The organism is Exiguobacterium sp. 8A (assembly GCF_902506275.1).
Taxonomy (GTDB): domain Bacteria; phylum Bacillota; class Bacilli; order Exiguobacteriales; family Exiguobacteriaceae; genus Exiguobacterium; species Exiguobacterium profundum.
The window spans coordinates 111,503-136,002 of record NZ_LR733630.1; the positions used below are offsets into that span (position 1 = coordinate 111,503).

The following is a 24,500-nucleotide window of genomic DNA, read 5'->3' on the forward strand; positions in this document are numbered from 1 at the left end:
GACATGTACCATTCGAAAAAACAGTGGCTCTATCCGGAAACAAATCCGGACGACGTCACGCGTTTACAAAACGAATTAAATATATCAGCACAACTGGCGACGTTGCTCGTTCAGCGTGGTCATCAAGACGTAGAAGCGGCCAAGGCATTCTTGTATGCCGAGGATGAACTCGTTTTTCATGACCCGTATTTGTTTGAACAGATGGAGAAAGTCGTCACCCGCATCAAACAGGCAGCAGACGACGGGGAAATGGTGCTCATCTATGGTGACTATGATGTCGACGGGGTCAGTGCCTCATCTGTCATGTGGCATGCGTTGACCGAAATTGGTGTCATGGCCGAGTGTTATATCCCGAACCGTTTCACTGAAGGTTATGGACCGAACAAAGAAGCGTTCCAATGGGCAGCGAACGAAGGCTTCACCTTGGTCGTCACGGTGGACTGTGGAATTTCCGGGATTGAAGAAGCCACACTCTTAAAAGACCTTGGCGTCGATTTGATCATCACAGACCACCACGAGCCGAAAGAGACATTGCCGGACGCCTATGCAATCATTCATCCACATATCGACCCGGGATATCCATACGATAAACTCGCCGGTGCGGGAGTCGCTCTCAAAGTGGCGCACGCCGTTTTAGGGAGAATGCCGGAAGAACTTCTTGATTTGGCCGTCCTCGGAACGATTGCCGACCTCGTCCCACTCGACGGAGAGAATCGGTTGCTCGCGAAGAAGGGGATTGTCGCGCTCGAGGCTTCAAAACGTCCAGGTATTTTAGCATTACGTGAAGTATGTGGTCTCGGTGACAGCGTATTGAACGAAGAGTCGGTCGGTTTCGCGTTCGGTCCACGCATCAATGCCGCAGGTCGACTCGATTCAGCGATGCCGGCATTACAAATGCTCCTGGCTGAACATGTCGAGGAAGCGCTCGAGCTCGCAAAACAGCTCGATAAGCAAAACAAAGAACGTCAAGACATCGTCAAGACAATCGCTGCTGAAGCGAAAGAACTCGTCGAAGCATCGATGACCGAGGACCGTGTACTCGTCGTGGCAAGTGAGAAGTGGAATCCTGGAGTTGTCGGGATTGTCGCATCTCGTCTCGTCGAGGCGTACTATCGTCCAGTCATCCTCCTTTGCCACGACCCTGAGACGGGTAAGGCGAAAGGATCGGGTCGTTCGATTGAAGGGTTTGATCTCTTCAAGGAACTTTCGAAGAATGAAGATATTTTGCCACACTTTGGTGGGCACCCCGCTGCCGCCGGGATGACCCTTCAGTCGGAACATGTCGCCGAACTACGAGAGCGGCTGAACCGTCAAGCGGATTCTATCCCTGATGACGTGTTTGTGCCACGGGTGAACGTCGACTTGAAACTCTCCGTCAACGACGTCTCGCTCGACTTGATCTCAGAAATCGGAAAGCTCGCGCCGTTTGGTATGGGGAACCCATCCCCTCGTGTCGTCGTCGCAGATGCGAAACTGCGAGATATTCGCCAAATCGGACGGGATGCCACGCATTTGAAAGTACAGCTCGCCGGAGACAAGCGTGAGCTCGATGGCATCGGATTTGGATTCGGGCACGTCGTTTCAGAGATTTCAAAGATGGCTCATATCTCGGTGATGGGAAGTCTTCAAGTCAACGAATGGAACGGAATGCGTAAACCGCAGCTCATGATTCAAGATTTACGGGTCGATGACTTCCAAGTGTTTGACTATCGTGGGAAGAAAAAATCAATGCAAGAGTTGAAAGATTTGCCGAAAGAACAGACGTCATTTTTATCTTTCCAAGGGACGAACGAAGATTTTCCACTCCATGAAGGAGATGAACCGCTCAACCGTTTCGTCGTTCTGCTCGATCTTCCGGACGATGAAGAGGTGCTCGCAGAAAAACTTCATGAGGGGATTGAACGCATTTATTGTGCCTTCGGTCAAGGAGACTCGTTCTTTGAACGTCTTCCGTCCCGTGAGGATTTCCGAACGTATTATGTCCATATGGCAACATGCGAACGGAAAAATCTACGTGAAAACCTGATTCGTCTGTCAAAAGAGCGAAAATGGTCAAAAAATACGATTCAATTTATGCATCAAGTATTCTCTGAACTCGAATTTCTTGTTACAATGGAAGACGGACTGCCTGGAGTCAATCCAGAAGCACCGAAACGCGATTTGACCGAGGCGCCGTGCTATCAACGCCGGATTGGGCGCCAACAACTCGAAGAGCGTTTCGTATACGCGTCATTGGCGGAGCTCAAAGAGCGGTTACAATCGTTGCGATCGAACAAGATGCAGGAGGCATACACATAAAATGGATTTCAAACAGCATATTAAAGAAGTAGCAGATTACCCGAAGGAAGGAATCAGCTTCAAAGATATCACGTCACTCATGCAAGATGGCGAAGTCTACAAGAAAGCAGTAGATGAGCTCGTCGTTTATGCACGTGAACGTGGAGCGGAGTTGATCGCTGGTCCGGAAGCACGCGGATTCGTCGTCGGTTGCCCGGCAGCGTATGCGCTCGAACTCGGGTTTGTACCAGTACGTAAAGAAGGAAAGTTACCACGTGAGACAGTACGAGTTTCATACGGTCTTGAGTATGGAACGGACATTTTAACGATGCACAAAGATTCAATCAAACCTGGACAACAAGTCGTCATCTTGGATGACTTGCTCGCAACAGGTGGTACGATTGAAGCAACGATTAAAATGATTGAACAACTCGGTGGTGTTGTGGCAGGAATCGGGTTCTTGATCGAACTCGACGGACTTGGTGGACGTGAGCGTCTTGAAGGATACGACGTGTTCTCACTCATCCGCTACGAAGACTAATTTGAACGGGAAGCGATATGCTTCCCGTTTTTGAATAGTTTTTAAGGAAAATAACCTACAACCTTTGACAGGTCGTCAGATTTTTTCGATAATGGTTATAAAAATCACAGAATCTTGAATACAAACTACTACCATGCTGCGACGAATCCGAGGCGATTGGAGCGGTTAGAAAAAGGGTGTCGAATGTTATGACCAAAAAACAAATCGTAAGTATTGAGGATCTTCTCGACGCGCTCGGGGAGTATATGGGTGACGACGATATAGCCGAAGTGAAACGCGCTTACGAATACGCAAAACTTCATCATACCGGTCAGTTCCGACGTTCGGGCGAGCCCTATATTCTCCATCCGGTCCAAGTGGCCGGCATTCTCGTTGATATCGGCTTAGACGCCACAACGATTATTGGAGCGCTCTTGCATGATGTTGTCGAAGATACGGATGTTTCGTTACAGCAATTGACGGACGATTTTGGTCCAGACGTGGCCATGCTCGTCGATGGCGTCACGAAACTTGGTAAGATTAAATATAAATCGAAAAAAGAAGAACTTGCTGAAAACCACCGGAAGATGATTATCGCCATGGCAGAAGACGTGCGCGTGATCTTGATCAAACTTGCGGACCGGCTCCACAATATGCGGACACTGCAGCATATGCCGAAAGAGAAACAAGTCCAAAAAGCGGAAGAGACGCTTGAAATCTTTGCGCCTCTCGCACACCGGATGGGGATTTCGACAATCAAGTGGGAGCTCGAGGATATTTCGTTACGTTATATCAACCCACAGCAATACTATAAGATCGTCTCGATGATGAAACAGAAACGGACGGAACGGGAAGCACTCGTCACCTCTGTCATCACGGAAGTGAACGGGGTTCTTGAGGAAGTGCATATCGATGCCGACGTGAACGGTCGACCGAAACATATCTATTCCATCTACAATAAGATGGTGAAGCATAAAAAAGAGTTCAATGAAATTTACGATTTGATGGCGGTCCGCATTATCGTCGATTCGATTCGTGATTGTTATGCGGTACTCGGGATCATCCACACCCAGTACAAGCCGATGCCGGGACGTTTCAAAGATTATATCGCTATGCCGAAACCGAACATGTATCAGTCGCTCCATACGACAGTGATTGGACCGAAAGGTGAGCCGCTCGAAGTCCAAATTCGGACGAAAGACATGCATTTCATCGCTGAGTTCGGGATTGCGGCACACTGGGCGTATAAAGAAGGGAAAAACGTCTCGACGAACGGATTCGACGAGAAGATCGCCCATCTTCGTGAGATTCTTGAACTTCAAAAGGATACGACGGATGCCGAGGAATTCATGGAATCCCTCAAAGTCGATTTCTTTAGCGACATGCTGTACGTCTTCACACCAAAAGGAGACGTATTCGAGTTGCCGAAGGGCTCAGTCCCGATTGACTATGCGTACCGGATTCATACGGAGATCGGGCACCGGATGACGGGTGCGAAAGTGAACGGCCGGATGGTACCGCTCGACTACAAACTCGAGACTGGAGACATCATCGAAATCATCACGTCGAAGCATAGTTACGGACCGAGTAAGGATTGGTTGAAGCTCGCTGTTTCAAGCCAGGCGAAGAACAAGATTCGTCAATGGTTCAAACGTCAGCAACGTGAAGAAAACGTCGAGAAAGGGAAAGATCTCGTCGAAGCAGAAATTAAGAAACTTGGTTTTGAACCGAAAGAGATTATCGATGAACCTGCACTCAGTATCGTCGTCGAGAAGTTCAACTTCGGGAACGAGGAAGAGATGTACGCCGCTGTCGGTTATCAAGGCATCACTGCAGCACAAGTCGCACATAAGTTGACGGAGAAGCAGCGGAAAGAACCGAAACTCGAACTGTCGGAAGCCATCAGCGAATTGAAAGTCAGTCAGGCACCGAAGAAGAAAACGACGGAAGCGGGCGTGACGGTCAAAGGCATCGACAACATGCTCGTTCGCATGAGCCGTTGTTGTAACCCGGTACCGGGGGATGAAATCGTCGGATACATCACCCGTGGACGCGGTGTCTCAATTCACCGGAAAGACTGCTTGAACATTGTCAACGAACAACACCCAGAGCGTCTCCTTGACGTCGAATGGGAAGTCGGACAAGCGAAAGAGAAGAACTATAACGTCGACATCGAAATCACAGGATATGATCGCTCAGGTCTCTTAAACGACGTCCTTCAAGCAGTATCGGCGACGAATACGAATATCGTGGCCGTCAGTGGTCGGGGCGACCAAAACAAACAGGCCCGCATCTCGATGACCATCTCGATTCCGAACGTGAACCATTTGCAGAAAGTCGTCGAGCGCATCAAACAAATCTCAGACGTGTATTCGGTCAGCCGAGTCATGATGACGTGACGAAAGGAAGAGGAACGTGCGTGTATTATTGCAACGAGTGAAAGAAGCATCAGTCACAGTCGAGGAAGAAGTCGTCGGAGCAATCAACGCCGGGTACTTGCTTCTCGTCGGTGTGACACATGAAGATACAGAAGAGGAAGTGAACTGGCTCGCCGACAAGGTGACCGGACTTCGCGTCTTCGAGGACGATCAAGAAAAGATGAACTTATCGATTCAAGACGTGTCCGGACAAATTTTATCTGTCTCTCAGTTCACTTTATATGGAGACACGATGAAAGGGCGGCGACCTGCTTTTACAAAGGCCGCAAAACCGGATATGGCCGAGACGCTTTATGAAAAATTCAATGAGCGACTCCGGTCGAATGGGCTCGTCGTAGAGACGGGACGCTTCGGAGCGATGATGGACGTCGCCCTCGTCAATGACGGACCGGTCACACTCATGCTCGAAAAAAACGCTTGACAGATGCCGGCTTGATTCGGCATCATGAAGCATATAGTCAAACACCTAAGATAAAGAAGAGTACGGTCAACCCACCAGCAAAGAGAGCGATGCCTTGGCTGAAAGCATCGACTGGATGATGACCCGAACGACACTTTGGAGGTGCTCCCTTGAAAGCGAGTAGGGGGAGCCGTTTCATCGGGCGTTAACCGATTTCGAGTGGCAGAGTTTCAAGTGATGGCTCTGCAACGAGGGTGGTACCACGGGAAACTGACACAGGCTCTCGTCCCTTTGCGGACGAGGGCCTTTTTGTATTTTTAAGGAGGGAAATGTGATGATGAAAGCACCACGCGGTACACAAGACCTGCTTCCGGGCACGGTCGAGACGTGGCAATATGTCGAAGAAAAGCTTCGCGACATGAGCGCCCGTTATAACTATAAAGAGATCCGCACACCAATCTTTGAAACAACGAACCTGTTCACACGCAGTGTCGGGGAAACGACGGACATCGTCCAAAAAGAGATGTTCACGCTCGTGAAGAAAGGAAAAGACGAGTACACGCTTCGCCCAGAAGGGACGGCATCTGTCGTTCGTGCGTTCGTGACGAACAAACTGTTCGGAAATCCGGATCAACCGACGAAGCTCTACTACATGGGACCGATGTTCCGCTATGAGCGTCCGCAGAAAGGTCGCTTCCGTCAGCTTCACCAATACGGTGTCGAAGCGATCGGCAGTAGCGACCCGGCCGTTGACGCTGAGGTCATCAGCCTCGCCTATTCGATTTACAAGTCGTTCGGACTTCAGAAAATCAAAGTCGTCGTCAACTCGCTTGGGGACGCGGAAAGCCGCAACGCCCACCGCGATGCGCTCATCCGTCACTTTGAGCCGGTGGCAGGCGAACTTTGCCAAGACTGTCAGTCACGCTTGTATAAGAATCCGCTTCGCATCTTGGATTGTAAGGTCGACCGCGATCACCCGTCGATGAAGACGGCACCGTCGATTCTTGAATATTTGAACGAAGAGTCGAAGGCCTATTTCGACCAAGTGCTCGCACAACTCGATGCACTTGGTGTCGCCTATGAAGTCGACCCGACGCTCGTCCGTGGACTCGATTACTACACGCACACTGCGTTTGAAATCATGTCTGAGGCAGAAGGATTCGGAGCCATCACGACGCTTTGTGGCGGCGGACGCTATAACGGTCTCGTACAAGATATCGGCGGACCGGACATGCCGGGAATCGGTTTTGGAATCGGGTTGGAGCGTCTCATCCTCGCATTAGAGAATGAAGGAGTCCTACCTGAACTCGAGACAGGACTTGATGTCTTCATCGTCGCCCAAGGCGGAAAAGAAGTCGAATTGACGGCGACACGCCTCCTACAACTCCTCCGCATGGAAGGGTTCAAAGCAGACCGTGATTACCAAGGACGCAAGTTCAAAGGACAATTCAAACAGGCGGACCGTCTGAAAGCCAAGTTCACAGTCATCTTAGGGGATGACGAAGTCGAACGAGGGTCAGCCGCCTTGAAAGATATGACGACTGGTGAACAAGTCGACGTGCCACTCTCGGCCGTCGCAGACAAAATTCGTGAACTATCGGAAGGAGCAGGACAATGATCGGACGCACACATATGAACGGCCGCGTGACAGAGTCACTCATCGGCCAGGAAGTACAATTAAAAGGATGGGTACAAAAACGTCGTGACCTCGGAGGTCTCATCTTCATCGATCTTCGTGACCGCACAGGGATCGTCCAAGTCGTCGTTCGCCCAGAGAACGAAGCGGTCCACCAACTCGCGGAGACGATTCGTAGTGAGTTCGTCCTCGACGTGAAAGGGACGGTTCTCGAGCGTGAGAACAAGAACCCGAACTTGCCGACAGGAAATATCGAAGTCATCGCTTCAGAGATCAACATCTTAAACGCTGCGAAGATGACACCAATCCCAATCGGTGACGAAGCGGAAAACGTTTCAGAAGACCTGCGTCTCAAATACCGTTACCTCGACCTTCGTCGTCCGGCGCTCCAAGAGACGTTCCGTCTCCGCTCGAAAACGTCGAACACGATTCGTAACTTCTTGACGGAGCAAGAGTTCCTTGAAGTCGAAACACCGATTTTGACGAAGTCGACGCCAGAAGGCGCACGTGACTATCTCGTACCGAGCCGTGTCCACGGTGGTGAGTTCTATGCACTTCCACAATCACCACAGCTCTTCAAACAGTTGCTCATGGTCGCAGGATTTGACCGTTACTTCCAAATCGCACGCTGCTTCCGTGACGAGGACCTTCGTGCAGACCGTCAACCTGAATTCACACAAGTCGACATCGAAACGAGCTTCATGGACATCGAAGACTTGATGGCGATGATGGAATCGATGATGGGACAAGTCATGGAATCGACGCTCGGTCGTACGGACACACCAGCGAAGTTCGAGCGGATGACACACGCGGAAGCGATGCGTCGTTTTGGTTCGGATAAGCCGGACACGCGCTTCGGTCTCGAACTCATCGACGTGGCAGACGCTGTGAAAGGTGCTGGCTTTAAAGTGTTCGATGCAGCACTCGAATCAAACGGGCAAGTCAAGGCGATCAACGTCAAAGGTGAGGCGGACAACTTCTCACGTAAAGACATCGACAAGCTTCAAGAGTTCACGGCGGTGTACGGTGCGAAAGGTCTCGCATGGCTCAAAGTGACAGCGGAAGGCTTGAACGGTCCAATCGCGAAGTTCTTTGATGAGACATACGCACAGAAGCTAATTGAAGCCACAGATGCAGAAGCAGGTGACCTTCTTCTCTTCGTCGCATCGAAACCAACTGTCGTTGCAGACAGCCTTGGCGCACTCCGCGTCAAGCTCGGTCACGAACTTGGTCTCATCGACGAGTCGAAGTTCAACTTCCTTTGGGTAACGGACTTCCCACTCGTAACGTTTGAAGAAGAAGACGGTCGCTTCTATGCGAACCACCATCCGTTCACGATGCCAAACCGTGAAGACCTCCATCTTCTCGAGACAGATCCGGCAAGTGTACGCGCGGTTGCGTATGACCTCGTCTTGAACGGTTACGAACTCGGTGGCGGTTCACAGCGTATTTATGAGCGTGACATTCAAGAGCGCATGTTCAAATTGCTTGGTTTCACACAAGAAGAAGCGGTTGAACAGTTCGGCTTCTTGCTTGAAGCGTTCGAATACGGTACACCGCCACATGCGGGAATCGCACTCGGTCTCGACCGTCTCGTCATGATTCTTGCAGGTCGTTCGAACCTTCGCGACACAATCGCCTTCCCGAAAACGGCTTCGGCAAGCTGTCTCTTGACGCAAGCACCGAGCCCTGTCGCGGACGCGCAACTCGAAGAGTTATCGATTCGTACGGCAATAAAAGAGAAAAAATAAGCATAAAAAACGAGGGTTGCCATGGCAATCCTCGTTTTTTGTATGTGTGAAACGGATTTTGGATTCAACACGAGATGGTAGATATTTAATTGGAACACATCCTCTTGTTAACGTTTATCCTCTTCTCGCTGCATATATTTCGCTGTTCGCTGCAACGCGAAACCAAAGGCAAACAGCGAGGCGATGACGGCGGACGTCGTATAGACCGAATCGATAAACGCCAGATAGATTCCAAGTAGCCCGAGCCCGAAACTCACGAAAAAGAGAATGAAAAGTCTCGGATGTTGTTTCAGTGTCTGTTTCATCGGCTCGGAACGTTCAACTGACATCCTGTGCCGTCCGTCACGAGTAGATTCGAATTGAACACTTGGCCGTCACTCTTCAAGACGAGCGTACGACGGTCTTCGAGGAAATCGATTTTCATCTGTTCATCTAAAAACACTTTTGTCCAGTTTTTGATTAAGATTGGTCCGATGTTTGATTCGATTTCAACGTCTTCCGGAGTCGTCTCGGTTACGTATCGAATCTCAAAGATTCCGCTGTTCCCACAACCACAACCTTCTGTCTCGTAAAAGAGGTGCATCTGTCCTTCGCGTTCGCCTTTCAATGACTCGATTCGTTCGAGGGCACGATCTGTAATGTGTACATGCATGTGTATCACTCCTTACTTTTATTATACGCCGTTTGAAAAAAGAATGAAAAAGGGATGCATCCTGTTTTCCACCTTTCGGAAAAAAGCGTACACTTAATGAAGAGAAGGGGGAAGAGAGAATGATTTCACGTTTTTTTAGTTATTATCGACCACATAAAAAGTTATTCCTACTCGATTTTTCATTCGCAATTCTCGTCGGACTGCTTGAACTTGGATTTCCGCTTGCCGTTCAATGGTTCATCGACGACTTGTTGCCGGGTGGGGAATGGAACTGGATTATCATCGTCAGCATCGGTCTGTTGATTCTATACATATTGGCCATGATGATGCAGTACGTCGTCAACTACTGGGGACATAAGCTCGGCATCAACATCGAGACGGACATGCGAGAAGAGTTGTTCACGCATATCCATAAACAGTCCTTCCGCTTCTTTGACAATCATAAGACCGGCCATTTGATGAGCAGGGTCACGAACGACTTGTTCGATATCGGGGAAGTGGCGCACCATGGACCGGAAGACTTCTTTATCGCCATCATGACGTTACTCGGTGCGTTCGGGATCATGTTCTCGATCGACCCTGAACTCGCACTCGTCACCGTTGTCGCAGTACCGTTCCTCATCATCATGATCACGTATGCGAATAAGAACATGAACAAGGCGTGGCAAAAGATGTACACGAATATCGGGGAAGTGAACGCGCGCGTCGAGGACAGTGTGTCCGGGGCACGCGTCGTCCAATCGTTTACGAACGAGGCGTTCGAAATCGGGCGTTTCCAAAAAGACAACAACTTCTATCGCGGCTCGAAGATTGAAGCGTATCGCGTCATGAGTACGTCACTCGCAGGTATTTATATCACGACGCGTCTTATGACGTTGCTCGTCCTTGTATACGGGGCGTACTTGACGTATGAAGGACAGTTATCGTACGGACAACTCGTCGGCTTCATCTTGTACATGAATTTACTCATTAAGCCGATTGAAAAGATCACGGCGCTCCTCGAGATGTATCCGAAAGGGATGGCAGGGTTCAAACGATTCACGCAGTTGCTTGATGAAGAGCCGGACATTGAGAACCGAGCGGATGCGACCGAGGTCGAAACGTTGACAGGTGATGTCGTCTTCGACGACGTCTCATTCGGCTATTCAGACTACCGTCAAGTGTTGACAGATATTGATTTGTCGATCGAGGCAGGGACGACTGTGGCCTTAGTCGGGACGAGCGGGGCTGGAAAGACAACCATCTGTTCACTCATTCCACGTTTTTATGACGTCACAAAGGGTGCCATCTCGATTGACGGCATGGATATCCGGGACATGACGAAAGAAAGTTTACGTCGTCAAATCGGAATTGTGCAACAAGACGTCTTCTTATTTGCGGGTACGCTACGGGAGAACATTGCTTACGGGAAACTGGATGCGACCGATGCAGAGATCATGCATGCGGTGGAAAAAGCACATCTCGGCACGCTCGTCGAAGAGCTCGAGCACGGTCTTGATACACAAATCGGAGAGCGTGGACTAAAACTCTCCGGAGGTCAGAAACAACGCATCGCCATTGCGCGTATGTTTTTGAAAAATCCGCCGATTTTAATACTCGATGAGGCGACCTCGGCGCTCGATACGGAGACCGAGGCCATCATTCAGGATTCATTAAATGAACTGGCAGCAAATCGAACGACGCTCATCATCGCGCACCGTTTAGCGACTGTAAGGAATGCCGACCGGATTCTTGTCGTGACGGCAGAAGGAATCGTAGAAGATGGAACGCACGAAGAACTCAGTCAAAAAGGTGGCGTCTTCACGAACCTGTTACAACGTCAACAACTATAAATCGAGGGCTGCCTGATAAAGGGCGGCCCTTTTTGGCGTGATAACAGTATTTCGTGGGTAAATACTTATGGATGAACGAAAGCGAAGGAGGCAAAATACCATGAAAGCTGTACAAGTCGTAGGATATGGGGACGTTGACCAACTCCAAGTGGTTGATATCCCGAAACCGTCTCCGAAAGCGGGAGAAGTGCTGATCAAGGTACGCGCCTGCGCGATTAACAATACGGAAATCTGGATGCGAGAAGGGGCTTATGGAACTGGGGAGAAGTCAGGATGGCGCCCGGAAGGAGTCCAGTTCCCACGCATTCCCGGTTCAGACATCACTGGTGAAGTCGTCGAGCTCGGAGATGGGGTCGACCAAGGGATGATGGGTCGACACGTCGTCTTATTCCCGTTCACCTCGAGCGGACCTGAGCGAAAGGAACACTTGTCGGACGATATGTCCTTTATTGGATCAGAGTATGACGGGGGCTATGCGGAGTATGTATCATGGCCGGCTGACCTTTGTTTTGACATGCCGCTTGATGATTTCGTCGAAAGTGCAGTCTTTTCCGTAAGTGGTCTCACGGCTTGGCATATGAACGAGCAGTTACACATCCGTTCCGGTGAGACGATTGTCGTCACAGGGGCAAGTGGCGGGGTCGGCTCACTCAACATCCAAATTGCGGCGAACGTATTCGGGGCGAATGTGTTCGCTATCGTCGGTGATTTGAAAAACGAGCAAGAGTTAAAAGCGCTTGGGGCGACCGAAGTGTTTTCCTATCGTTCTGAGTCGCTCGCCGATGATATCATCGCTGCGAACGGTGGCCCGGTCGATGCCGTGCTTGACGTCGTCGGGGATGCGTTATTTGATGTGTCTCTTCAAGTCTTGAAAAAAGGTGGGAAGTTCTGTATCTCTGGTTCGGCGGGAGGACAGACGACCCATCTCGACTTCCGGACGCTGTACTTGAAACATATCGCGATGTACGGGTCTGTTCTCGGGACACGATATGAATTCGCGGAGATGTTGCGCTCGATTGCCGAAGGGAAGCTAAAACCGGTCATTGACCGGACGTTCCCGCTTGAAGAGGCACGTGAGGCACAGGCGTATTTTAAACAATCGGGTAAGTTCGGAAAGATTGTGCTCATTCCGAACACATAAAAAGAGAGGAGATCTCCTCTCTTTTTATGCGAATTTTACTTTGAGACGATCGACATAGGCGATGAACAGGCGGAACCGTTCTAGCCAAAACTGGAAGAACGGACCGATGAGGAAAATCGATAAGACGGTCCCGAAGAAAAGTGGCCCGCCGAGTGCCCAACCGATGAGACAAGCGGTCAGTTCCATCCAAGTCCTCATGGCACGGACGGACGTTTGGAAACGGTCTGCTAAGGCAAGTGTCAATCCATCGCGTGGACCTGCACCGTACCCGACGGCGACATAGAGACCAGCTCCCATGCCCATCACAAATATGCCGAATGTGAGCCAAACAATATTCACAATCATCCCTTCGAAAACAGGGAGCCATTGCTCATTTAATATCACGTTCATGAACACCCCGACGAACACCGCGTTAACTAGAGTTCCGAACTGAGGACGGATGCGGTCGAGTATGTATTTAAATAGAACGAGTAAAAGACCGACGCATAAAATCACCGTCCCGATTGAAATCGGAAGATGGTGAGCGATACCGATATGAAGGACGTCCCACGTGGAAACCCCGAGATTTGCCATGATCATGATGGATGAACCGAGCGCGAGTAAGAACAACCCGGTCATGAAGAGACCCCATTTGAAGAGAATGCGTAAAAGGTGGATAGGTCGGACGTGCACGAACATCGCCTCGTTTCAATAGAATGATTGATTTATCTTAGCACAGGCGATTGAAAAACATAAAAAAAAACGTCTCAGCTTATTGGCTGAGACGTGAGTGTTATTTCTTCGGTGTTTTCTTTGCTTTGTTCTTTTTATAGTAATCGTAGACGAACGGTGCGACCGCCGTCGCGATTTTAATCAATGTTCCCATTTTGCCTTTCTTAGCCATTATGCTGCACCCCTTTCTCTTCTAGAAGAATATATTCCACACAATTTGATTTTGAAAACATATCTCGAGCACATTCCATCTTCATGACAAAGATTATAACCCATCATACTATAGGGTGGAGGAGGTCTATTGATGAAAACAATCATATGGTACCAAAATGATTTACGTGTTGATGATCATTTACCGCTTGAAGAGGCACTTCGCCATGACGATCCGATCGAAGGTCATTTTTTTATCAATCCGAATCAGTTCGTTGAAAATCGTTATGGCGTCATTCCACTTGGGAAGGAGCGACTTCATTTCTTGAAGGAGTCATTAGAGGATGTGGCCGGTTCACTCGACGCACTTGGTATCCCATTTCACGTGCACGTCGGTCATCCGCTCGAAACGCTCGACCCGTCCGACCGTCTCTTGTTTCAGCGGGCAGTCGGATACAATGAGCGCCGACGTGAAAATGAAGTGATTAAAAAATGGAAAGGGGAGTACGAGACGTTCGGTGGATTCACGTTATTTGAAGAGGGCGATATCCCGTTTGAGAAAATGCCGTTTCTCTTCACGGAGTTTCGAAAAGCGGTCGAATATGATGTACGTCCCCGAGAACTGATTTCCCGTAAGGCGACGGCTGCCACACGCGAGGTGACGTTCCCATTTTCGATTCAAGAAGTAAAGCAAGACCCGAGGACGGCGTTTCCGTTCAAAGGTGGCGAATTGGCAGCGAAGCGTCGATTGAATGACTATTTGTCCGTGCCGATTCGAACGTACAAAGAAACGAGAAATGGTTTTGGTGTCGATGACTCGACGAAGCTATCTTCTTATTTAGCGAACGGCTCGTTATCACCTCGACGGGTATTCTTTGAACTCGAGGCACATGAACGAACGCATGGGGTAAATGAATCAACGTACTGGCTGTACTTTGAACTATTATGGCGTGAGTTCTTTCAATGGGTCGCACTCGAGCAAGGGAAAAAATTATTTCGATCACAAGGCATCCGGTCGAAACGGAAAGACTGGCGAGTCGAGGCGGATGTCATTGAAAAATGGCGAAAGGGAGAGATGGGTGTTGATTTCGTAGATGCGTTTATGCGCGAACTGAATGCGACGGGATGGATGTCCAATCGGGGGCGACAAATCGTGGCGAATTATTTTTCAAAAGAGTTAAAACAAGATTGGCGTTACGGGGCTTCCTACTTTGAATCGAAACTAATCGATTACGACGTGGCGAGCAATTGGGGGAATTGGGCGTACCAGGCGGGTGTTGGGAACGACTCGCGCGACCGCCGTTTCAACATCGAGCGTCAACAGTTCACGTATGATCCGGACCGTGCGTTTCGTAACAAATGGTTGTGACCAAAGTGTCACGTGAAGTCGGCGTTTCTCATTGACTTCTTTTTACAGAAGCGCTATAGTTAAATCAACAGATGGGATACCTGAGGTGTACGAGAGCCGCCTTCGTTATTTTGAGCCAACACTTTGAATACGGGAGACCGAACTGCTAACCAGATCAACTGCCTCATCACGTGCAGGAGGACTTGTGAAGGAAACGCTAGGTCACCCACCTGCATACGCAGGTTCAAAAGCAAGGCATCGTCACGGCACTCCGGGCCCCATCGATTTTTTTGTAAATACGTCGCGAGACGTCTTTTTTTTGAATATAATTCCGAGTAAAATAGTATGAGAAAATAGAATTAGTTGGAGGAAGAAATATGCTACACCAGTTTTCACGAAATGAATTGGCCATCGGCTCTGAAGGCCTTGATGCTTTAAAGAATAAAACGGTCGCGATTTTAGGCGTCGGCGGTGTCGGCTCATTTGCGGCAGAGGCACTTGCGCGCAGTGGCGTCGGACGCATCGTCCTCGTCGATAAAGATGATATCGATATCACGAACGTCAACCGACAAATCCACGCACTGTTGTCGACGGTCGGTCAACCGAAAGTCGAAGCGATGGGGAAACGTCTCCTCGACATCAACCCGGACTTAGACCTCGTCCAATTGAAGATGTTCTATACAGAAGAGACATATGAAGAGTTCTTCGCTCAAAACATCGACTACGTTATCGATGCGTCAGACACGATCATCTATAAGATTCATTTAATCGTAGAATGTAAGCGTCGCGGCATCCCGGTCATCTCAAGCATGGGGATGGCGAATAAGATGGACCCGACGCGCATCAAGGTCGTCGACATTAAAGATACGTCATATGACCCGATTGCGAAGATGGTCCGTACTCGTCTACGTAAAGAGAAAATCTACAAAGGCGTCCCGGTCGTCTTCTCGGACGAATCTCCAATCGTGACACGCGAGGACGTGAACGAGGTCGTCGGGAAGAAAGACGCCCCGATCCGTAAAGCGAAGATGCCACCGAGCTCGAACGCGTTCGTCCCATCGGTTGCAGGACTTGTCGCTGCGGGATACGTCATCAATGACTTGCTCGAACAAGCGGGCGTCGAAATCAACCGCATCCAAAAATAAAACGACGCTGGCTCATTTCGAGTCGCGTCGTTTTTCCCAATAATCGAGCCGTTTTTGAATTTGTTGCTCGAATCCACGTGGCGTCGGTTTATAGTAATTTGGTCGTTTTCTAGCCAAGTTTTCTGGCCAATAGTTTTGAGGGACGAACCCGTCTTTTTCGTCATGTGGATACTTGTATCCGACCCCGTTCCCGAGTTCACGTGCTCCTGGACTATGGGCATCCCGGAGATGTACGGGCACAGGGCCTCCCTCGACTGTCCGGACGTGGTGAAGCGCCTTGTCGATGGCGGTGATGACCGCATTTGATTTTGGAGCGGTTGCCAAATAGAGAACGGCTTCTGCGATTGGGATGCGAGCTTCCGGAAAACCGATGTACTCGCTCGCTCGTGCTGCTGCATCGACGATGAGAAGTGCGTTCGGGTCGCTCATTCCGATATCTTCGGCGGCATGGACGTATAAACGACGCATGATGAATCGCGGAGATTCGCCAGCCTCAATCATGACGGCTAGCCAGTATAGCGCGGCATCCGGGTCAGACCCCCGAATCGATTTGATAAACGCCGAAATGACATCGTAATGTCGGTCGCCCGTCTTATCGTATTTGATCGACTTCTGTTGAATCGACTCTTCCGCGACCTCTAGCGTGATATGAATCTCTCCGTCCACCTCAGGCGTTGTCAAGACGGCGAGTTCGAGTGCGTTCAATAGGACACGGTAGTCACCATCCGCCATTTTGATATAATGGTCTGCAGCAGCTTCATCCATTTTGACCGGATAATTTCCGAGACCACGTGAATCGTGTAGCGCCCGCTCAAGGACGGCACGTAACTCTTCAGCACCAGGTGGCTCGAGTCGAAATACGGTCGCGCGTGACAGGAGTGCGGCGTTTACTTCAAAACTCGGGTTTTCGGTCGTCGCTCCGATGAGGACGAGCTTTCCAGACTCAAGGGCAGGAAGGAGCGCGTCTTGTTGGAGCTTATTGAACCGGTGGATCTCATCTAAAAAGAGAATCGTCCGTTCGTCTTCATAGTCGAAGCGGGACTCCGCTTCACGAATGACGTTCCGCAATTCATCGAGTTTTGCTGTGACGGCGTTCAATTGGACGAATGTCGCTTTCGTGTAATTCGAAATAACACGGGCAAGTGTCGTCTTACCGGTGCCAGGTGGACCATATAGGATAATCGTACCGAGTCGATCGGCTTCGATGGCACGACGAAGTAGCTTGCCCTCGCCGATGATATGGCGCTGTCCGATAACGTCATCTAATGTTTCGGGGCGCATCCGATTGGCGAGCGGTCCGCCATTCGATTGATGAAATAAATCAGGCATACGTAACCATTCCTTTCGACAAACGTTTGTTCGATTAGTATAACAGAAGGAGACTTGAAGATGAAAATATCTACTAAAGGCCGTTATGGCTTGACGATTATGATTGCGTTGGCACGAGAGACTGATAACAAACCGCTCAGTTTAAAAAAGATTGCGGCACGACATGAATTGCCAGAGCATTACTTAGAGCAATTAATCGGCCCACTCCGTAACGGTGGACTCGTCAAGAGCGTGCGTGGTGCGTATGGCGGCTATCAGCTCGTCAAACCGCCAGAAGAAGTGACAGCGGGTGAAATCATTCGCTTGCTTGAAGGACCGCTGGCCATCGTCGAAGAATCTGAAGCAGATGATGCGGTGAAACGGAAGCTTTGGGATAAAATCAAAGAAGCGATTGATACCGTCCTTGATGAAACGACACTCGCTGACCTCGCTGAGGAAGAGTCAGACGGCTACATGTTTTATATTTAATAATGAGGTGACCTTAGATGAACTATTTTGATCACGCTGCGACGACACCGATGCGACCAGAAGTCCTCGAAGCGATGACACCCTACTTTTTAGAGACGTACGGGAATGCGTCGAGCATCCATGGGATTGGACGTAACGCCCGGGCGGCGCTCGATTCGTCACGTCGCGTCCTCGCGAAGTGGATCGGTGCTTCACCGAACGAGATCGTCTTTACGTCAGGTGGGACGGAGTCGGATAATTATGCTTTGTTCGGTGCGGCGTATGCCCATCAAGAAAAAGGCAAACATATCATCACGACAAAAGTCGAACATCACGCCGTTCTTCACGCGATGGAGCAACTTGAGCGCGAGGGCTTCGACGTCACGTATCTCGATGTTGATGAGTCGGGAGCTGTAGATATAGAAACGTTCCGATCAGCGTTACGTGAGGATACGATTCTCGTATCGGTTATGTACGGCAACAACGAGGTCGGAACGCGCCAACCGATTCAAGAAATCGGGGAGTTGTTACAAGACCATCAGGCTCTCTTCCATACGGATGCGGTACAAGCGCTCGGTACAGAAGAAATTGATGTGAAACGTATTCATGTCGATTTATTGTCGGCGTCCGCACATAAAGTGAATGGACCAAAAGGTATCGGTTTTCTTTTCATGAAAACAGGTGTAAAATTAGCGTCACGTTCTTTTGGTGGACAACAAGAACGTAAACGTCGAGCCGGCACGGAAAATGTTCCGGGTGCCGTCGGATTCCAAAAAGCAGCTGAACTCGTCATGGCAGAGCGTGAGGACCGAGTGACTCTCTATGCTTCGCTCGATTTGGCACTGCGTCAACGTCTTGACGAACTAGGCGTAACTTATGAGGTGAACGGGTCGAATCGTTTACCTCACATCGTGAACCTATACCTCCCTGGAATTGACCTTGAACCTTTCCTCATCATGATGGATATGCGGGGCATGGCGATTTCGAGCGGGAGCGCCTGCACGGCGGGGTCGGTCGAACCGTCCCATGTATTGTCGGCGATGTACGGGGATTCAGAGCGGACGCGTCAGTCTGTTCGAATCAGTTTTGGCCACGGTAACTCGGTCGAGGACGCGAAACGGCTCGCGGAGCGACTAGAAGAAGTCGTCTCGACATTTATGAACGGAGTGAGATAGATGAATTTACGCACGAAAGCCCCTGAAGAGACGACGGTCGTCGTTGGGATGTCAGGTGGCGTCGATTCATCGGTGACGGCCCATGTGTTAAAAGAACAAGGGTATAACGTCATCGGAATTTTTATGAAAAACTGGGATGACACGGACGAGAACGGTGTGTGTACGGCGACAGAGGACTATGAAGACGTCATCGCCGTGGCGAACCAAATCGGGATTCCTTACTATGCGGTCAACTTTGAAAAAGAATATTGGGACCGCGTCTTTGAATATTTCTTAGCGGAATATCGTCTCGGTCGGACGCCGAACCCGGACGTCATGTGTAACAAAGAAATCAAATTCAAAGCATTCCTCGACCATGCGCTTCGACTCGGTGCCGATTTTGTAGCGACCGGACACTATGCGCAAGTGAAATATGTTGATGGTGAGCATCGTTTGTTACGAGGAAAAGACGATAACAAAGACCAAACGTATTTCTTGAACCAATTGTCACAAGACCAGCTCGCGCGGACGATGTTCCCGATTGGTCATATGGACAAGAAAGATGTACGTGCGATTGCCGAAGAGGCAGGACTCGCGACGGCGAAGAAGAAAGATTCGACGGGAATCTGCTTTATCGGTGAACGGAACTTTAAAGAATTCTTGTCGGAATACCTTCCATCACAGCCTGGTGAAATGCGGACGCTCGATGGCGTCGTCAAAGGACGTCACGACGGGTTGATGTATTATACACTCGGACAACGTCACGGTCTCGGAATCGGTGGCGACGGTGATCCTTGGTTCGTCGTCGGGAAAGATGTTGAGAACAACGTCTTGTTCGTCGGACAAGGGTTCCATCACGACGCGCTCTACTCAGATGCGCTGCTCGCTTCGAAACTATCATGGACGGGAGCTGCTTCATCAGGAGAGTTCCGGGCGACGGCGAAGTTCCGTTATCGCCAACAAGATGTCCCGGTCACGATCGCTCCGCTCGAAAATGGCGAGGTCCTCGTCAAGTTCGATGAACCACAACGTGCCATCACGCCAGGACAAGCGGTCGTCTTCTATGATGGCGACATCTGTCTCGGTGGGGCAACGATTGACGAAGCGTATCGAAACGGAAAACGACTCGACTATATCGGATGAGGTGATTGATATGAACGCAAACGAACAAGGCATCCAAGCGATGCAGCAAGGTGAATTCGAACAGGCGGCCAAACATTTCAATGAGGCCATCGAAGCGAACCCGACGGACCCGACTGGTTTCGTCAACATGGGGACATTGCTCCAGGCGATCAACGATTACGATCGTGCCGTCATCTTCTATGATAAGGCGATCGAGCTCGATGGTTCGTTCGGTGCCGCTCACTACGCGAAAGGTGCACTTGCCTATGAACTCGAGCAATTGGAGTCAGCGGAGGCGTCGCTTCGCCAAGCGCTCCTTTCTGGCATGGATGATGCTGATCTTCATTTCATGCTCGGGTTGACGTATAAGGCGATGGGTGATTTCGTTCGAGCGATGCCACGCTTGCGTGAAGCGAAAAAACAATCGCCAGAAGACGTGGAGATCACGTTCCAATACGGACTTGCACTCGCACAGAGTGAACAGCTCGAAGAGGCGGTCGTTGCGCTAGAAGAGACGCTCGATCTCGATGCGAGCCATACGGATGCCCGTTACAACTTGGCAATCGCATATGCGTTCTTGGGTGACCAGGAACGAACGTACGCTGAGCTTCAACGCGTCTTGGAGATGCAACCGGATCATGAACTTGCGCGTGACGCCATCACGAAGATGGATGCGCTGCTTGGAAACTGAAACGTATGAACAAGAAAGTGCCATCGCGATTGAGCGATGGCACTTTCTTTAGTTATCGCAATCAAAGTTGCTTCGTTGTGATTTTGACGGGTTCTCCGGCAAACTTGCCGTATGCTTCGTCCATATTTTTCGTATACAGTTCGATGATGTTATGGCTCGGGTCTTTGAAGTACGCCGAGCGTTCTTTCCCATTCTTCGTCTCATCTTCGTCCCACGTCCGAAGTTTAACAGGGACATCGGTCTCATCTAAGATTTCGAGAGCCTGTTCAAACGACTCCATCGGAACGAAGAACGCACAGTGGACGTGGACGCCACCTTCATCATAGAGTGTGTCCCATTCCGTCACGTCCTGTTTACGGTTCGCATCCTCTTCTTCCGTAAAGTCGCGCTTCAACCAAAGACCTAACCGTGTGTTCCCACCGATATAAAGCCATGTTGCCCACGGCTCGTTCGCCTGCTCTTGTGATTCACTCGGCTCCGCATCGTCTCCGACCCATTGTTCGACGACAGGAAGACCTAATTTTTCATGCCAAAAAGCTACAGCTTCGTTCATGTCTGTCACTTCTAACACGAGTTCGCATAATCCGCTTACTGGAATTCGTTTGCCCATAGATGATTCCTCCTTCAATGTGTCATTCGAACAGTTCCCCGTTTCTTTGAATCAAAAACGCGACTAGCAGTATTGAAGTGGGGGAATGACAACCTATAGAAGGAGGTCGAGTGGCTTGCGAAAATTCAGCATGGTCAGCGTCATTTTGTTTTTCATTGTCGAGTATGTGTGGTTGAATCAATTATTTGAATCGGTAAATGAACGATTGGCAGACGGAAAATGGACGAATACGATTTTGTATCAAGTGGTCGTTGAACCACGTGGACTCTTAACGTTAATCCTTCTTTTATTCATAGCGCTCCTTCTCGTCGGATGGACAGTTCACTATGTGTACAGTGAGCAAAAGTCTTGGCAACATACATCTGAACATGTCGGTGTGGGGTGGCTCGTTCCATTGATTCTGGCATTACTCGGATTTCTTATTCCAAACGTGTATGTTCAAGTCGGGATCATACTCCTTCAAGTAACGTTCATTCCGCTCATTCCGTTCATCCATCAGACCGTTCCATTCTGGAAAGTCGTGACGAACTGGTTGATTCAGTTGGCTGTCATCGGTCTCGTCCTATTTGGGGCGAGAGGGATGCTTGAGGACTCGATTCGAATCGAGAAGACCGAGCTCTTCACAAAACTCGAGGCATATCAGGCATCTGGTGACTTGGACAGGATTCAGAGATTAATTGAAGAAGTGGACTTGGATCAGGTTGAGCGCATTTTGGACCGAGTCGATATCGAACAGTTGATACGTATTTTGGAAGTCGTCGATCTCGACCGAATCGAGCAAATCTTAAACCTGTTCAATTAGGGCATTTGTTCAATCGATTCATCTCGGGCTATAATGGATGATGGAAAAATAGCTGGAGGTGTCGGATATGATGGCAGCACCTTATGAGTTGACTGGAAAAGTCATTCGAGTCCTGTTTCAATCAGAAGAAGAGGCGCATACGATTGCGCTCGTACGTATTAAAGAAAAGAATTTTGAGACGGATGAGACCGAGATGGTCATCGCTGGCGTCGGAGTCGGCATCGAAAAAGGCGAGACGTATAAGGCGCACGGTCGTCTCGTTGACCATCCTCGATTTGGGAAACAGATGAAAGCGGATTGGATTCGTCGTGTCGTCCCGATGACGAAACGTGCAGCCGTCCGCTTTTTGACGAACGGGTCTTTTCCCGGAATCGGTCAAAAGACGGCGCAAAAGATTGCGGATTCTCTTGGAGACGATTGTATCGATCAAATCGTCAAACATCCGAGTATCCTGTCTGAGGTAGACGGATTGAAAGAAAAGCAGGCGCGTGTGATCACCGAACGCCTGAACGTTTTATATGGGGTCGATCAGTTGCTTTTGTTTCTCGCTCCATTCGACGTGACGCCACGTCTCGCCTCGAAAATTCATAAAGAGTATGAAGGACGGGCGATGGAGACGATTGAGAAGAATCCGTATGCGCTCATGTACGATGTACAGGGGATTGGATTCAAGACGGCGGATGCCATCGCGGCACATTTTGGGATTCAAGGCATTCATCCTGAACGCATCGCGGCAGCCGTGCTGTACGTATTAGAACTCGAGCAAGGGAACGGTCATCTCTACGTGACGGCGGAACAACTCGAAGCCGAGATGCCTCGAATCATCGGGGCTGATCCGGGGGATGCGCTCGTCACGGCGCTCGAATCGCTCGCTAAAGAAGAACGGGTCGTCATCGAGGATGGGGTCGTCTATCATCCCCGTGTCTTCCGTGCCGAACGGAAGGCGGCAGAAGAGTTGGCCCGAATCATGGCGACATCGACGACAGAGGACGTGGACATGACGACCATCTTTGACGCGGTCGGACGTGTCGAGGAAATGTTCTCGATTGAATATGCCACTCAACAGCGAGAAGCCATCGAACTCGCCCTCAAGTCACCGCTCATGGTTCTTACCGGTGGACCGGGTACCGGGAAGACGACGGTCGTTCGAGGCATCATTCATGCACTCAGCGATGTCTTCGATTGGAAGTTAGAACCCGTTCCGAACCAACCGTTCCCGTTCGTCTTGGCCGCACCGACGGGTCGAGCGGCGAAACGCCTCAGTGAGTCGACCGGGCTACCGGCCTCGACGATCCACCGTCTGTTAAAGTTCGACGGAAGTTCGTTCCAAGTCGATGAGACGAATCCACTTGTCGGGAAAGTGCTCATCGTCGATGAGGCGTCGATGATTGACATCTTTTTGTTCCGAAGTTTGCTCAAAGCGGTACCGAACGGCATGAAAATCTTGTTCGTCGGAGACCGTGATCAGCTCCCATCTGTCGGACCGGGGCAAGTACTTGCCGATTTGATGGCGACAGAAGGGATTCCGGTCGTCCGCCTTGACGTCGTCCATCGTCAAGCGTCGGAGTCAAGTATCCTCCGTCTCGCCCATTCGTTGAATGCGAAGAAAATGCCAGACGATTTGTTGGCGTCACTGCCAGACCGGCGTTTCTATACGGCGAACCAAGAGACGGCGCTTCAAGCGATTTGTCAGATGGCAGGAGCGGCTCTCCGAAAAGGATATTCACCGTTTGATATTCAAGTGCTCGCACCGACATATCGGGGTGTCTGTGGAATTGATGGGCTGAATGAAGCACTTCAGAACGTATTCAATCCAAAATCGAGTGCCCGTGAAGTGAAACATGGGACGCGCATTTACCGCAATGGCGATAAAGTGCTACAACTCGTCAACAACGCCGAGGAAAACGTCTATAACGGGGACATCGGAGAAATCACGAACATCTTCTATGCGAAGGAAAACGTTGATAAGGTCGACAAAATTTATATTCGATTCGATCAGACAGAAGTCGAGTACAACCGTAGTGAATGGGACCAGTTCACCCACGCCTACGCCATCACGATCCATAAGTCACAAGGGTCCGAGTTCCCGATCGTGCTCATGCCAGTCTTCTTCAACGGGGGATTCCGGTCGTCACGTAACTTGATTTATACAGCCGTGACTCGGGCGAAGAAGAGCTTACTCTTGTTCGGTGATGTGCGTGCGCTTGAGGCGGCGACGCGAGAAGAGGAACCAGTGCGACGGACAAAATTGGTCGAACGCTTAGGTGGGAAGTCTTGACGTCTTTCCGAACGCGTGTGATAATGACGAATAGACAACTGAAACGATACAGACGATGAAGGAAAT

General features: G+C 50.0%; 21 protein-coding genes, 1 other RNA gene and 1 other annotated feature. Of the genes, 17 read left to right on the plus strand and 5 right to left on the minus strand.

The window, feature by feature from the left end:
• Positions 1-3: 3 nt before the first annotated feature.
• From recJ to aspS, 6 genes are all read left to right on the plus strand, one after another.
• Positions 4-2,298 carry a single-stranded-DNA-specific exonuclease RecJ gene (gene recJ, locus GVY42_RS00565; protein ID WP_159561999.1) on the plus strand — a complete coding sequence of 765 codons (2,295 nt, stop codon included), beginning with the start codon at positions 4-6 and terminating at the stop codon, positions 2,296-2,298.
• Between the two features lies 1 nt (position 2,299).
• The gene (locus tag GVY42_RS00570; RefSeq protein ID WP_074037462.1) at positions 2,300-2,818 is read left to right on the plus strand and encodes an adenine phosphoribosyltransferase; all 519 of its coding nucleotides are present in this window, start codon (positions 2,300-2,302) and stop codon (positions 2,816-2,818) included.
• A 188-nt stretch (positions 2,819-3,006) separates the two neighbouring features.
• A complete protein-coding gene (locus GVY42_RS00575) occupies positions 3,007-5,196 on the plus strand; it encodes a bifunctional (p)ppGpp synthetase/guanosine-3',5'-bis(diphosphate) 3'-pyrophosphohydrolase (RefSeq protein ID WP_074037461.1) in 2,190 nt (729 codons plus the stop codon).
• Between the two features lie 16 nt (positions 5,197-5,212).
• Positions 5,213-5,656 (plus strand): D-aminoacyl-tRNA deacylase, encoded by a 444-nt coding sequence (dtd, locus tag GVY42_RS00580; protein WP_031421442.1) that lies wholly within the window; start codon positions 5,213-5,215, stop codon positions 5,654-5,656.
• Positions 5,657-5,694: 38 nt separating this feature from the next.
• Positions 5,695-5,929, plus strand: a binding site (T-box leader).
• Positions 5,930-5,972: 43 nt separating this feature from the next.
• Positions 5,973-7,253, plus strand: coding sequence for a histidine--tRNA ligase (gene hisS, locus GVY42_RS00585; protein ID WP_074037952.1), 1,281 nt, complete (start codon positions 5,973-5,975; stop codon positions 7,251-7,253).
• Positions 7,250-9,022, plus strand: a complete 1,773-nt coding sequence (gene aspS, locus GVY42_RS00590) for an aspartate--tRNA ligase (RefSeq protein WP_159562000.1) — start codon at positions 7,250-7,252, stop codon at positions 9,020-9,022. The genes hisS and aspS overlap by 4 nt, the downstream gene beginning before the upstream one ends.
• 107 nt (positions 9,023-9,129) lie before the next feature.
• Here the strand turns inward: aspS and GVY42_RS00595 are convergent, their stop codons facing one another.
• Together GVY42_RS00595 and GVY42_RS00600 are read right to left on the minus strand one after the other, a co-directional pair.
• Complete coding sequence (locus tag GVY42_RS00595; RefSeq protein WP_159562001.1) at positions 9,130-9,351, minus strand: hypothetical protein; 222 nt, start codon at positions 9,349-9,351, stop codon at positions 9,130-9,132.
• Positions 9,324-9,674: an iron-sulfur cluster biosynthesis family protein gene (locus tag GVY42_RS00600; protein ID WP_015881180.1), complete on the minus strand. Its 351-nt coding sequence runs from the start codon at positions 9,672-9,674 to the stop codon at positions 9,324-9,326. The genes GVY42_RS00595 and GVY42_RS00600 overlap by 28 nt, the downstream gene beginning before the upstream one ends.
• 119 nt (positions 9,675-9,793) lie before the next feature.
• Here GVY42_RS00600 and GVY42_RS00605 point away from each other — a divergent pair, with 119 nt between their 5' ends.
• Complete coding sequence (locus GVY42_RS00605) at positions 9,794-11,506, plus strand: ABC transporter ATP-binding protein (RefSeq protein ID WP_159562002.1); 1,713 nt, start codon at positions 9,794-9,796, stop codon at positions 11,504-11,506.
• Positions 11,507-11,606: 100 nt separating this feature from the next.
• Positions 11,607-12,647 carry an alcohol dehydrogenase family protein gene (locus GVY42_RS00610; RefSeq protein ID WP_159562003.1) on the plus strand — a complete coding sequence of 347 codons (1,041 nt, stop codon included), beginning with the start codon at positions 11,607-11,609 and terminating at the stop codon, positions 12,645-12,647.
• Between the two features lie 24 nt (positions 12,648-12,671).
• Here GVY42_RS00610 and GVY42_RS00615 read toward each other — a convergent pair whose 3' ends face one another.
• A complete protein-coding gene (locus GVY42_RS00615) occupies positions 12,672-13,319 on the minus strand; it encodes a YitT family protein (RefSeq protein WP_159562004.1) in 648 nt (215 codons plus the stop codon).
• A 343-nt stretch (positions 13,320-13,662) separates the two neighbouring features.
• On the opposite strand from GVY42_RS00615, the gene GVY42_RS00620 reads away from it, so the two are divergent.
• From GVY42_RS00620 to GVY42_RS00630, 3 genes are all read left to right on the plus strand, one after another.
• Positions 13,663-14,877 carry a DASH family cryptochrome gene (locus GVY42_RS00620; protein WP_159562005.1) on the plus strand — a complete coding sequence of 405 codons (1,215 nt, stop codon included), beginning with the start codon at positions 13,663-13,665 and terminating at the stop codon, positions 14,875-14,877.
• A gap of 74 nt (positions 14,878-14,951) precedes the next feature.
• Positions 14,952-15,138: non-coding RNA, 6S RNA (gene ssrS / locus GVY42_RS00625), on the plus strand.
• 95 nt (positions 15,139-15,233) lie between these two features.
• The gene (locus GVY42_RS00630) at positions 15,234-16,001 is read left to right on the plus strand and encodes a ThiF family adenylyltransferase (RefSeq protein WP_159562006.1); all 768 of its coding nucleotides are present in this window, start codon (positions 15,234-15,236) and stop codon (positions 15,999-16,001) included.
• A 12-nt stretch (positions 16,002-16,013) separates the two neighbouring features.
• Here the strand turns inward: GVY42_RS00630 and GVY42_RS00635 are convergent, their stop codons facing one another.
• Entirely contained in the window at positions 16,014-17,330 is a 1,317-nt protein-coding gene (locus tag GVY42_RS00635) for a replication-associated recombination protein A (protein WP_074037449.1), read from the minus strand.
• 60 nt (positions 17,331-17,390) lie between these two features.
• Between GVY42_RS00635 and cymR the strand changes: the two genes are divergently transcribed.
• Genes cymR through GVY42_RS00655 form a run of 4 tightly spaced genes read left to right on the plus strand, consistent with a single transcriptional unit; the run spans position 17,391 to position 20,744 of the window.
• On the plus strand, positions 17,391-17,798 hold the full coding sequence (cymR, locus tag GVY42_RS00640) for a cysteine metabolism transcriptional regulator CymR (RefSeq protein WP_074037447.1): 408 nt from the start codon (positions 17,391-17,393) through the stop codon (positions 17,796-17,798).
• Positions 17,799-17,815: 17 nt separating this feature from the next.
• Positions 17,816-18,952, plus strand: a complete 1,137-nt coding sequence (locus GVY42_RS00645; protein WP_159562007.1) for a cysteine desulfurase family protein — start codon at positions 17,816-17,818, stop codon at positions 18,950-18,952.
• Positions 18,953-20,074: a tRNA 2-thiouridine(34) synthase MnmA gene (mnmA, locus tag GVY42_RS00650; RefSeq protein ID WP_074037444.1), complete on the plus strand. Its 1,122-nt coding sequence runs from the start codon at positions 18,953-18,955 to the stop codon at positions 20,072-20,074.
• A gap of 10 nt (positions 20,075-20,084) precedes the next feature.
• Complete coding sequence (locus GVY42_RS00655; protein WP_159562008.1) at positions 20,085-20,744, plus strand: lipopolysaccharide assembly protein LapB; 660 nt, start codon at positions 20,085-20,087, stop codon at positions 20,742-20,744.
• A gap of 61 nt (positions 20,745-20,805) precedes the next feature.
• Here GVY42_RS00655 and GVY42_RS00660 read toward each other — a convergent pair whose 3' ends face one another.
• Positions 20,806-21,354: a VOC family protein gene (locus GVY42_RS00660; RefSeq protein WP_159562009.1), complete on the minus strand. Its 549-nt coding sequence runs from the start codon at positions 21,352-21,354 to the stop codon at positions 20,806-20,808.
• Positions 21,355-21,469: 115 nt separating this feature from the next.
• Between GVY42_RS00660 and GVY42_RS00665 the strand changes: the two genes are divergently transcribed.
• Both GVY42_RS00665 and GVY42_RS00670 read left to right on the plus strand, forming a co-directional pair.
• Entirely contained in the window at positions 21,470-22,156 is a 687-nt protein-coding gene (locus GVY42_RS00665) for a hypothetical protein (protein ID WP_159562010.1), read from the plus strand.
• A 70-nt stretch (positions 22,157-22,226) separates the two neighbouring features.
• Positions 22,227-24,434, plus strand: a complete 2,208-nt coding sequence (locus tag GVY42_RS00670) for an ATP-dependent RecD-like DNA helicase (protein ID WP_159562011.1) — start codon at positions 22,227-22,229, stop codon at positions 24,432-24,434.
• The last annotated feature ends 66 nt before the right edge of the window (positions 24,435-24,500 follow it).